The sequence below is a fragment of the Streptomyces sp. NPDC058001 genome (assembly GCF_042886315.1).
Classification (GTDB): domain Bacteria; phylum Actinomycetota; class Actinomycetes; order Streptomycetales; family Streptomycetaceae; genus Streptomyces.
On sequence record NZ_JBHVQT010000023.1, the window covers coordinates 73252 to 83426 of the forward strand.

Below are 10175 nucleotides of genomic sequence, written 5' to 3' on the forward strand. Positions count from 1 at the left end.
CGGTGCTGGATGGCAGGCTTCGCCCATGAGTTATGACCTTGCGGTCTGGGAAGGCGAGCGGCCTGCAGACGACGCTGCTGCGGGCCAGTGCTTCACCGATCTGTACGACAAGTACATCGACGCGGACGGGCCCGACGTTGCTCCGACCAAGCTGATCGCGGCCTATGTCGCTGCACTCTTGGAACGATGGCCCGATCTCACCGAAGACGAGGACGACATCTCGCCGTGGTCGACCGGTCCGCTTATCGGCGAGGCGAGCGGCCCCCTGATCTACTTCCCGATGCGCTGGAGCATGGCGGAGGAGGCATCCGCCTACGCGGCCGAGGTGGCTTCGTCAATGGGCCTCAACTGCTATGACCCACAGGCACGGTGCCTCCGGTCCTGATGATGGCGCGGGAGTGGTCGAACTTCTGCTGACCTGCATTGACCAGCTTGTTTGAGACTGTCGACAAGCCCAGGCGCCGCTTCACGAGGGCCGAAGGCAAGCCCGCGCTCTTCGCGGCGATCCGCAAGGACGCTCAAGCCGAACAACTGCCGGTCTCTCACCTGGCGAAGCGCCACCACGTCAGCCATGCCACGGTCCGGCAGGCCCTGAAATCGCCAACGCCGCCGCCCCGAAAGAAGCGGCCCCCTATCGTCGGCCCTGCCAAGGAACGCCTCGGCCCCACCATCGACGCCATCCTCGACAAGTACGCCAATATGCACGCCGGCCGGCTCCCCACCGTGAGAGAGGTCTGGGAGAAGCTGCTGGCCGACCACGACGCCGCCGCTTCCTACGGAACAGTTCACCGCTACATGTCCAGCCACCCGCTCAAGAACCCGGACACGTTGATCAGCCACACTGAACTCACCACAGGCAACTACCTCGCTGCCACCCAGCAGACCTTCCACGCCGCCGTGTTCAAGCAGTACCGGGCGCTGCTGATCGCAGTCCGCCGCGAGCCCGCCCGGCACGGCCTCGACGGCACCTTCAACACAACCACCGCCTTCGTCCTCGGCCTGGATGCCGGAAGCGACTGGAACATGCTTGCCGGTTTCCAGGAATGGCTCGTCGTCCGCCGCGGCGCAGGACACGACCTGACCTGGCCCATCCTCGTCCGCCGCCTCGCCCCCGGGGGTGGACCCACCCGCTCACCCAGCAGGCCGACACCGCAGCCGTGACCGCACTCCACCGTCTCCTCGGCGAGTTCTTCGACGCACGAGCACAGCCCGACGGCCTCGGAAGGATCTTCCGGGACTACCAGTCATGGCTGACGACCCAGGCGTGGTATCAGTTCGAAACAGCAGAGCCGGACCAGATCAACTGAGACGGAATCCAACATTCACCCGCCCGGGACCACTTCACCTGAGATTCCCGCGTCTCGGCGTCTCATCTGACCTGGTCGCCACAGGTCAGTGGCCCCCATCGAAGCCAGATCGTCTGAGACGGGACACCCATGCTCTGGAAAGATCTCCACGTGCTGACCAACGTCACGCACGCTTCGTGGGCCCCCTCCAACCAGTCCCTGCCGGCCGCGTCCGCGATGGCCAGTAGTGATTCCCTTACATCGGCGAGGTGGTCGTCGCCCCGCTGTACGTGGCAATCATCGCGGCAGGCGCCTTCCTGCACGCCCTCTGGCTCAGGAAAGGCCCCTGCACGCTTTGCCGCCATCCGGAAGCTCCGTGACGAGGAGTTCTCGGACGAGCGACCGGCCGAGCGCCGGGGGTCTCAGTTGGTGCGCGGAAACAGACGCTCGACGGCTGTCACCAATGCGGCGCGGCGGGCGGCTGTGGACGGGTCCGCGGCCTGGTCCTCGGCGGCGGCGCCGATTTCGGGCTGACCTGCCCAGGTCGTGGCGATCTGGTTGATCAGGGCGAGGACGTCGACCGGGTCCCAGGCGGGATCGAGCAGTCCGCGGTGCTGTGCGTCGCGGAGCTGGTCGAGTTTGCGGGTGATGGTGGCCTGGAGCGGAGCAGTGAGGTCGGCGGCGGACTCGTCCAGCTCCAGGCGACCCCACGTGATCAGGCGGTAATGGTCGGGGTGGGCGGTGAAGTGATCGAAGAGGATGCCCGCATAGCCAGGCAGGTCGGCCGGATCGAGCTGTGTGGCCTCGATGAGCGCGGTCAGTTCGCGTTCGGAGACGTGGGCGTACAGGGCTTCCTTGCTGCGGAAGTAGGCGTAGACCCGTTCCTTGCTCGTCCTGGCCTGCTTGGCGATGCGGTCGACGCGGGCGCCGGCAATACCGTGCCGGGCGAACTCCTCCTTGGCCGCGGCGACGATCCGTCGGCGGGTGGAGTCGGCGGACTCTCCCGCGACGGCGGCGTCCGGACTCTGGCCAGGGGTGGTGGAGCGAGGCATGGGTCCAGGATAGGCGACCGAACCGTTCGGTTTTGCATCGTGCGACACCCGGACATACGCTCATACCAAACAGTTCGGTTTGGCCCTTCGGGGGTCGCCGACACGATACGAGGAGTGACCTCATGCAGCACCGCACCTTGGGACAGCAGGGACTGCGCGTCTCCGCGCTCGGGCTGGGCGTGATGGGTATGACCATGGCGTACGGCCCCTCCCGCGACGAGGACGGCATCTCCACCATCCGCCGTGCCCACCAGCTCGGGGTCGACTTCTTCGACACCGCCGAGCTGTACGGCCAGGGCACCGGCAGCAACGAGACGCTGCTCGGCAACGCCGTCGAGGGATTCCGTGACGAGGTGGTCCTGGCAACCAAGTTCGGCTTCGACATGACCAGCGAGACGCCGGGGCGTGGTGTCAACAGCCGCCCGGAGAACATCCGCAGGGTCGCCGAGAACAGCCTGCGCTACCTCCGTACCGATCGGATCGACCTCTTCTATCAGCACATCTCGGACCCCGACGTACCGGCCGATGAGGTCGCCGGCACCGTGGGTGAACTGATGGCCGAGGGCAAGGTGCGGTACTTCGGCCTGAGTAACGTCGGCTCGCAGTACATCCGCCGCGCCCACGCCGTCACCCCGGTCACGGCCCTCCAGTACGAGTACTCGCTGTTCGAGCGCGAAGTGGAGGACGAGATCCTGCCGGTCCTGCGGGAGCTGGGGATCGGCCTGGTGCCCTATTCGCCACTCGGCCGCGGCTTCCTGTCCGGAGTGGTCAAGCCGGCCGACGAGTACCCCGAGGGCGACATGCGCCGCTGGGACGAGCGCTGGCAGGGAGAGAACTACGCGTACAACCTCAACGCCGCCGAGCAGCTCCGAAAGCTCGCCGCGACCAAGAGCATCACCCCCGCCCAGCTCGCCCTCGCCTGGCTGCTCGCCCAGGGGGAGGATGTCGTCCCGATTCCCGGCACCCGCAGCGCCGTACGCCTGGAGGAGAACGCAGGCGCCGCGAGCATGACACTCGACGAGGCCGACCTCGCCCGTGTCCGGGAGATCCTCCCCCAGGGCTCCGCGGGCGCCCGCTACCCGGCCTCGATCATGGCTGGCTTCCGCACGGACTGACGCGCCCGTGCGCCGCCGGGGACGACCGGACACGCAGCGCTGCGTGAAGGCGGACGGATGGGCCCCGAGGATGAGCGCCCTTCCTACCTTCGGAGGAGAGTGCCGGCCGCGAAGTGTGTCCCTTTGCGTCCTGTGGAGGGGCCGCGGCCCTTTCTAGGTTGGTGACCGGGCCTCATCGGCCCTGCTCAGCGCAGCCCCTCTTCCGTGGGAGTACTTCCGTGGCCACGTTCCTTAACCGGCTGGGCCGGTTCGCCTTCCGGCGACGACGGCTCGTTCTGATGTTGTGGATAGTCGTCCTGGCCGCCGTCGGGATCGGTGCGGGCACCATCTCGGGCAAGACGACCGAGGGCTTCACCCTTCCCGGCACGCAGTCGCAGCAGGCGATCGACCTGCTGCACAAGGAGTTCCCGCAGGCATCCGCCGACGGCGCCACGGCCCGGGTCGTCTTCGAGGCACCGGAGGGGCAGACGCTCGCCTCCGGCACGAACAAGTCCGACATCGAGGCGCTGGTCGCCAAGCTGAGGACGGCACCCCAGGTGGCGAGCGTCGCCGACCCCTACGCCAACCGTCTGGTGAGCGAGGACGGCAGCATCGCCTACACACAGGTCGCCTACAAGGTCTCCGAGTCCGATGTCAGCGGCGCCGCGCGGGACGCCCTGCGCCAGGTCGCCGAGCGGGGCGAGAAGTCCGGGCTGACGGTGAACATGGGCGGCAACGCCGTACAGGGGAAGGCGGGCACCGGCCCGGCCGAGCTGATCGGGGTCGCGGTCGCCGCCGTCACCCTGGTGATCACGTTCGGTTCGCTGCTCGCGGCCGGGCTGCCCCTACTGATGGCGATCGTCGGCGTGGGCGCGGCAGTTCTCATGCTGACGATGGCCACGGCGGTCTTCGACATGAGTTCGAGTTCCCCGACCCTGGCGCTGATGCTGGGCCTGGCGGTGGCCATCGACTATGCCCTGTTCATCGTCTCCCGCTACCGCGGCGAGCTGCGCCGCGGGCAGGAGCCGGAGGAGGCCGCCGGGCGAGCGCTGGGCACGGCAGGTTCGGCGGTGGTATTCGCCGGCCTGACCGTGATGATCGCGCTGGCGGGTCTGACCGTGATCGGGATCAAGTCGCTGGTCACCATCGGCCTGGCCGCGGCCTTCGCGGTGGCCGTCGCGGTCCTTGTCGCTCTGACCTTGTTGCCGGCAGTCCTGGGACTCGTCGGACCTCGCATCATGAAGGGCGAGCTCAAGACCCGCCGCTGAGCTGGGGTAGTTCGGATAAGACCAACTCGGCTCGCCGGGACTGTTGCTGAACGCTGTCGTGCTCTGGACGACGAAGTACATCGACGCCGCAGTCGCCCAGCTGCGTGCCGAGGGCCACGAGATCAGCGATGAGGATGTCGCACGCCTGTCCCCGCTGAAGTTCAAGAACCTCAACGTCCTGGGCCGCTACAGCTTCACCCCCTCCACCCCGCCCCAGGGCCTGCGCCCGCTGCGCGACCCGGACGCGCCCGAGCTGGACGAGGACGACGAACGCGCGGACTGAACGCCCACATCGGGTGACGCGGGCATATCAGGTGGCCGGGTGCTCGGAAATCGCAAGCGCCGGCAGGGGAGCCGATGTCAGGTTGCCCGATACATTCGACTAAGCCTCGATTGGTGCATCCGATCTGGCGGCCTGCTCGATCTTCGCGCAGTAGGCGGCACGGGCTTCCTCGTCGATCGGCTTCTCGTGTTCGGCGCGCACCCCGGTCCGGCCGTCGAGGCCCTCGCGCAGGATATCGGCGTGCCCGGCATGCCGGACGGTCTCGGCGAGGACATGGGTCATGACGGCGAACAGGTTCGTGTTGAGATAAGGCTCCGGCCACCACGGCACGTGGCCGGGGGCGTCGAGGGGAAGCTCGTTGATCGTCGCGTCCGAGTGTTCCCACGTGCGCCGGTAGAACCCGATGATCTGATCGCGGGTCTCGTCCTCCGTCGCCCACAGATCGCTGCCGTTGGAGTCCTGCCACCGGGGCAGCGGCTCCGGGGAAGGGCGGTCGAAGACCTCGCCGAAGTACCTGGCCTCGACGGTGGCCACGTGCTTGACCAGGCCGAGGAGGTTGGTCCCGGTCGCTGTCAAAGGCCGGCGGGCGTCGTATTCGGACAAGCCGTCGAGTTTCCAGAGCAGCGCCTCGCGGTCCCGCCGCAGTCTCCCGTGCAGGTTGTCCTTCGCGAAATCATCGATCATGCGGCATGAGCCTGCCATGGACTGTTCGTGGTCTCAAGATCCCGTACGTGGTCCGCAACGGCTGACAGAGCCGAGGCTTAAGGACTCCTTACACGATGAACTACCGGGAATGACTGTCTGTCAGAGAGATGTGGGGTGGGGGTGGGGTGCGTGACGGCTCGCGGCCGACTCGACCGGCGACGGTTACTGCGCAGGAGAACTACACGCATGCTGTTCGGTGCCGTTCTCTGATCCCGTTGAGCAGTTCGGGACGGGGACCGGTGAGGTGGGCGGGTGCCAGGTGAGAATCCAGCCGGCGGTAAGCGCCGCCGCACCGCCTGCCAGGGCGATTGCGCCGCCTGTTCCGATGCCTGCGGCCACCGCGCCGAAGCCGGCCGGCCCAACGCCCTGCAGCGTCATGCTTCCGGAGCCGAGCAGACCGAAGGCCTGGCCCTGGCCATCCTGCGGCAGGGCGTCCAGAAACGGCCGTTGCAGGCCGAGACCGGAGGCGAATCCGAAGCCGCAGAGCAGCAGCAGACAGGACGAGACACCCACTCCGGGCTCGGCCGCGAAGCCGACCAGCGGCAGTCCCATCAGCACAATCAACGGGACCACCAGTCGCTCCCGGGTGGGCGGCCGCAGCAGTCGACCCACCAGCAGATCACCGGCCAGCATGCCGACCGGCAGACAGCCCATCAGCACCGCGTACCAGCCGGGCGCGAAGTGGCGTCCTCCCGCGTAGGCGACGATCAAACCTTCCGCGCCCGCTACGAATGCGACGGGTAGCCACTGGGCCAGCATCAGTCGTCGCACCGTGTGTTTGCGCAGCAGCAGGCCGGCACCGTGCAGGCTTGCCCGGACGGTGCCGCCATCGCCCCGAGCGCTGCCGGGTGTGTCGCCGAACTCTCCCAGCTGCAGCCGGGGTAGCCCGATGCGGACAGCGAGCGCGCAGCCGAGGTAGAGGGCGGTGCTGACCGCGAGCGCCCGGCGCGGGCCGAGTACCGCGACGGCCGCACCTCCCAGCACCAGACCGAACAATTGCGCGCCGGAGGCAGCGATGTTGTTCAGTGAACGGCCCAGTACATAGGCGTCGCCCTCCAGCGACTGCGCGACCAGCCGACTCGACGCGCCGTAAAACACCGGTGTGGCGAGGGCGACCAGCGCCACGACACCAAGGCTTGCCGCGACCGGCATCCGCAACAGGGCGAGCAGCAGAGCGGCGGCGCACGTCAAGGCGTAGCCGCCGGTGATGAGCGCGCGGGCCGGCAGCCGGTCGGCCAGTGAGCCCAGCAGCAGCGAGCCGAACAGCTGCGGAATGAAGCCGATGCCGAAGGCCAGTGCGCTCAGCAGCGCGGAGCCGGTGGCCGAGAAGACCAGAACCGAGAACGTGGTGATCCGCAGCGCGTCCGCGGTGATCGCGACGGTGCGGGTTGAGAAGAGCAGCCGGAATCGCGGCTCGGCCAGCACATCCCGGTAGGTGGCACGGTGGTTGCCCTGCGCGGGTCCGGCGGTTGGGATCATGACGCCCACCCTCACCGTGCGCCCACGCCACTCACCAATGATTCGTCGCTGGACGAATCGGAACAGACGTCCTTCGGTAGCATGGCGCGGTGCTCCGCTTCGAAGTCTCCGTCGAGGACCTGCTGCGCAGCCGCTTCGCGCTGTCGCCCGCGATGGACCTCTGCTTCCTGCTACGCTCGCTCGCCGGCCAAGACCGGCCGCTGCCGCGAGCCTGGGCCACCCGCCTCCTGCCGGCCTTTGAACGGCTTCGCCGCGAGAGCGAACTGAACGCCGCCCTCGCCCTGCACACCCCGCAATCCGGACCGAACTTCGTCGCCCCGCCCCCGCGCGGCCTCAACCAGACCTGGGCAGACGACCTAGCCATGATCCGGGCCACACCGCTGGAAGCGGCCCGCCACGAAATCGCCACCAACGCGACCGGCCCGTCCGCCCGTGATCCCCGCGTACGCGCAGTGCTGGACTCGACGGACGCCGTCTCCAGGATCGCCGAGGCGATGGACCATGCCTGGCACGAGCTGCTCGCCACGGACTGGCCGCAACTGCGCGCGATCTGTGAGCGCGACGTCGTGCACCGGGTGGGTGTGATCGGCGAACACGGATGGGTCACGACCATCGAGAGCCTGCACCCGAGCATCGCCTGGCAAGCCGGCGGTATCGAGATCGGCCACTTCCCTCAAGTCGGAACAGTCCGCCTCGCCGGCAACGGGCTCCTGCTGATCCCTTCGGTCTTCGTCGCGAATATCGCCGCCCACCTGGAAGACCCCTGGCCCAGGACCTTGATCTATCGTGCCCGCGGCACCGCCGCCCTGTGGGGCGAACAGGAGAGCGTCCCCCGACCGGACGCCCTGACCGCTCTGGTCGGCCGGTCCCGAGCCCGGCTGCTGTTGGCGCTGGACGCCCCGGCCAGTACCAGCCACCTCGCCCGAAGCCTCGCCATGACACCCGGCGCGGTGGGAGACCACCTCGCCATCCTGCGAGGCGCGGGACTGCTCGTCCGCGGCCGGTCCGGACGGTCGGTGCTCTACCGGCGCACCCCGCTCGGCGAGGCACTGGTAGGCGGTACGGGCTGAGGGATCGGATCAGGACTGCTTTTGAGGCGCCGCCAGCAGACGATTGCGCGGCCGAGGGTGAGGAATGCCTGGTGGATGTCGGCGCGGATTTCCCAGCGGATACGCGGCCGGCGCAACCAGCGCAGAAGCGCGAAGGCCGCCCGGACCATGATCAATCTCACCGATAGCCGCTGTACCGATGTTCTCCGAGGCCGGAGAGCCCCGGCGGTTCGCGGAAACTGAAGGTTCTTCAGTGCGAACCCACGGGTCCACCGGTGTGCTTCAGGCTGGTGAATCCGTGGGTGGGTGGAACACGAGGTGGTGAGCGAGTCGAAGCGCTTCGGGGGCGACATCAGCGTCGCCCTTGCCGGTGTTCCGGCACCGTGTTCGAGGATGTCGTACTTACGCGCCGACACTGCGGCCGACGTATCGGACCACTCGCAAGACCTGGCCCTCCCCACCCTCAGTAGAGTCGCTGTGATCACTACGAGGGGGGCTTCATGCAGATTCGGCGTGTCCGGCGTACGGCGATCTTCACCGCGGTGACTGCGGCCTGTCTGCTGTCCTGTTCCGCGGGCACGGACGACACCTCCGGAGGCGTCGGGACGCGGGACACCTCCCGTTCCTCGTCCGCCCCGGCACCTGCGGACGCCACCGTGCAGGAGAACGCCGCCGTCAGCCCAACCCCGGCGGCGTCCCCGGGGCCGGAACTGGTCCGTGACGCCTTCGCCGGCCTCCAGGCCACACTCAACGACGCCTGCACACCAGGCTCGGGAGACTGCGCGTACTTCCTGGGCAGGGTCCACGAAGAAGTGATGGGCCTCGATGCGGCGATGAAGGCGGACCCGAAAGGCCCAGGCCACTTCCCCGAGCCCATCGCGTGGATCGACGGCCTCCGCACGACGCTCGACGGCGACACCTCCACGGAGAACCTGGAGACGCACCGTACACAGCTGATCGGCGTCCGCGACCGGATAAACGTCTGGATGCGGGACCACCCCGACGACTACCGCTGACTACATTCACCACCAGCGCCAACCCAGCCTCCTCACCTTCAGCCTGACGGCATACCGGTCGGACACAGTGAGGACGCTTCAAGAATCCCGAAGTTACGTCACCAGACGACAAGACGCCGCAAAGAGGTAGAAGCACCTGGCCACAGGGGCAGGGGGGGCAGCCGTACTCAGTGGAACTCGCGGGATGTTGCACAGTGGCACTCGCGCTACGGCGGCCGTGGGGTGCTCATCTACTGGCACGCGGGGAAGAAGTCCCTGGCCATCCACTCCCAGCTGATCAACTGCACCGCTTCCGAGGTCGCCGCGATGGTCGAGGGCGCGATGCGGCACGGCACCACCATGGACGTCGAGGCCAACTACACCGACAGTCATGGCCAGTCGGAGATCGGGTTCGGCATCACGAGGCTGCTGAACTTCGACCTACTGCCGCGCATCAAGCGGATCAACAAGGTGAAGCTGTACCGGCCCGTGGCTGGCGAACCGGACGCCTACCCGCAGCTCACCCCGGCGCTGACCCGGCCGATCCGCTGGGAACTCATCGCCCAGCAGTACGACCAGATGATCAAGTACGTCACCGCGATCCGGACCCGCACCGCGTCCACCGAGGCGATCCTGCGCCGCTTCACCCGCAACGCCTCCCACCCCACCTACGCGGCCATGCTGCCCTGATGCTCCAGGACATCCTCGGCGAACCGGAGTGGGCGGGCCTCCTCACGCCCGCGGACCGGCGCGGCCTGACCCCGTTGTTCTGGTCCCACGTCCGGCCCTACGGCGAGGTGAAACTCAATATGACCAGCAGACTCCCGCTCAGCACGAGCTGACCGGTGTCCGGTTGGGGATCCCTTACATACACGGCCTGTGATCCGGCAGGGGTATCACGATCGCCTCGGAACACAGCGCCGCGAGATCCTTGGGCGCCCGAAGCCCGCGCCGATCCGACGTA

General features: G+C 67.9%; 13 protein-coding genes and 1 pseudogene. 10 read left to right on the forward strand and 4 right to left on the reverse strand.

The annotated features are described in order from the left end of the window. Nucleotides 1-25 precede the first annotated feature (25 nt). The 3 genes from ACFVT5_RS40765 to ACFVT5_RS40775 are packed head-to-tail and all read left to right on the forward strand — an operon-like array spanning nucleotide 26 to nucleotide 1307. Complete coding sequence (locus ACFVT5_RS40765; protein ID WP_389899085.1) at nucleotides 26-385, forward strand: hypothetical protein; 360 nt, start codon at nucleotides 26-28, stop codon at nucleotides 383-385. 47 nt (nucleotides 386-432) lie between these two features. Beyond that, entirely contained in the window at nucleotides 433-1161 is a 729-nt protein-coding gene (locus ACFVT5_RS40770) for a hypothetical protein (protein ID WP_389899088.1), read from the forward strand. Further along, on the forward strand, nucleotides 1158-1307 hold the full coding sequence (locus ACFVT5_RS40775) for a hypothetical protein (protein ID WP_389899091.1): 150 nt from the start codon (nucleotides 1158-1160) through the stop codon (nucleotides 1305-1307). Before ACFVT5_RS40770 ends, ACFVT5_RS40775 begins: the two co-directional genes overlap by 4 nt. Nucleotides 1308-1369: 62 nt before the next feature. Here the strand turns inward: ACFVT5_RS40775 and ACFVT5_RS40780 are convergent, their stop codons facing one another. Continuing rightward, nucleotides 1370-1651, reverse strand: coding sequence for a DUF3631 domain-containing protein (locus tag ACFVT5_RS40780; RefSeq protein ID WP_389899094.1), 282 nt, complete (start codon nucleotides 1649-1651; stop codon nucleotides 1370-1372). 57 nt (nucleotides 1652-1708) lie between these two features. After that, the gene (locus tag ACFVT5_RS40785; protein WP_389899096.1) at nucleotides 1709-2338 is read right to left on the reverse strand and encodes a TetR family transcriptional regulator; all 630 of its coding nucleotides are present in this window, start codon (nucleotides 2336-2338) and stop codon (nucleotides 1709-1711) included. 122 nt (nucleotides 2339-2460) lie between these two features. On the opposite strand from ACFVT5_RS40785, the gene ACFVT5_RS40790 reads away from it, so the two are divergent. The 3 genes and pseudogenes from ACFVT5_RS40790 to ACFVT5_RS40800 all read left to right on the forward strand — a co-directional run. Next, nucleotides 2461-3453: an aldo/keto reductase gene (locus ACFVT5_RS40790; RefSeq protein ID WP_389899098.1), complete on the forward strand. Its 993-nt coding sequence runs from the start codon at nucleotides 2461-2463 to the stop codon at nucleotides 3451-3453. Between the two features lie 218 nt (nucleotides 3454-3671). Further along, nucleotides 3672-4700 (forward strand): MMPL family transporter, encoded by a 1029-nt coding sequence (locus tag ACFVT5_RS40795; RefSeq protein WP_389899100.1) that lies wholly within the window; start codon nucleotides 3672-3674, stop codon nucleotides 4698-4700. 19 nt (nucleotides 4701-4719) lie between these two features. Continuing rightward, nucleotides 4720-4983: pseudogene (locus ACFVT5_RS40800) on the forward strand (Tn3 family transposase); the annotation flags it as partial. A 99-nt stretch (nucleotides 4984-5082) separates the two neighbouring features. On the opposite strand, the gene ACFVT5_RS40805 reads toward ACFVT5_RS40800, so the two are convergent. Together ACFVT5_RS40805 and ACFVT5_RS40810 are read right to left on the reverse strand one after the other, a co-directional pair. Further along, a complete protein-coding gene (locus ACFVT5_RS40805; protein WP_389899102.1) occupies nucleotides 5083-5667 on the reverse strand; it encodes a DinB family protein in 585 nt (194 codons plus the stop codon). A 183-nt stretch (nucleotides 5668-5850) separates the two neighbouring features. Beyond that, a complete protein-coding gene (locus ACFVT5_RS40810) occupies nucleotides 5851-7167 on the reverse strand; it encodes an MFS transporter (protein WP_389899104.1) in 1317 nt (438 codons plus the stop codon). 89 nt (nucleotides 7168-7256) lie between these two features. On the opposite strand from ACFVT5_RS40810, the gene ACFVT5_RS40815 reads away from it, so the two are divergent. The 4 genes from ACFVT5_RS40815 (at nucleotide 7257) to ACFVT5_RS40830 (ending at nucleotide 10053) form a co-directional block, all read left to right on the forward strand. Further along, nucleotides 7257-8237 (forward strand): ArsR/SmtB family transcription factor, encoded by a 981-nt coding sequence (locus ACFVT5_RS40815; RefSeq protein WP_389899106.1) that lies wholly within the window; start codon nucleotides 7257-7259, stop codon nucleotides 8235-8237. A 479-nt stretch (nucleotides 8238-8716) separates the two neighbouring features. Next, complete coding sequence (locus ACFVT5_RS40820) at nucleotides 8717-9232, forward strand: hypothetical protein (protein ID WP_389899108.1); 516 nt, start codon at nucleotides 8717-8719, stop codon at nucleotides 9230-9232. Between the two features lie 222 nt (nucleotides 9233-9454). Continuing rightward, entirely contained in the window at nucleotides 9455-9901 is a 447-nt protein-coding gene (locus tag ACFVT5_RS40825) for a Tn3 family transposase (protein WP_389899110.1), read from the forward strand. Further along, nucleotides 9901-10053, forward strand: a complete 153-nt coding sequence (locus ACFVT5_RS40830) for a hypothetical protein (RefSeq protein WP_389899112.1) — start codon at nucleotides 9901-9903, stop codon at nucleotides 10051-10053. The genes ACFVT5_RS40825 and ACFVT5_RS40830 overlap by 1 nt, the downstream gene beginning before the upstream one ends. Nucleotides 10054-10175 lie beyond the last annotated feature (122 nt).

Bases quoted from the DNA above. Each gene is read 5' to 3' on its own strand.
- ACFVT5_RS40810 (WP_389899104.1), bottom strand. From the start codon at position 7,167: ATGATCCCAACCGCCGGACCCGCGCAGGGCAACCACCGTGCCACCTAC.
- ACFVT5_RS40780 (WP_389899094.1), bottom strand. From the start codon at position 1,651: ATGGCGGCAAAGCGTGCAGGGGCCTTTCCTGAGCCAGAGGGCGTGCAG.
- ACFVT5_RS40805 (WP_389899102.1), bottom strand. From the start codon at position 5,667: ATGATCGATGATTTCGCGAAGGACAACCTGCACGGGAGACTGCGGCGG.
- ACFVT5_RS40830 (WP_389899112.1), top strand. From the start codon at position 9,901: ATGCTCCAGGACATCCTCGGCGAACCGGAGTGGGCGGGCCTCCTCACG.
- ACFVT5_RS40785 (WP_389899096.1), bottom strand. From the start codon at position 2,338: ATGCCTCGCTCCACCACCCCTGGCCAGAGTCCGGACGCCGCCGTCGCG.
- ACFVT5_RS40820 (WP_389899108.1), top strand. From the start codon at position 8,717: ATGCAGATTCGGCGTGTCCGGCGTACGGCGATCTTCACCGCGGTGACT.
- ACFVT5_RS40765 (WP_389899085.1), top strand. From the start codon at position 26: ATGAGTTATGACCTTGCGGTCTGGGAAGGCGAGCGGCCTGCAGACGAC.
- ACFVT5_RS40790 (WP_389899098.1), top strand. From the start codon at position 2,461: ATGCAGCACCGCACCTTGGGACAGCAGGGACTGCGCGTCTCCGCGCTC.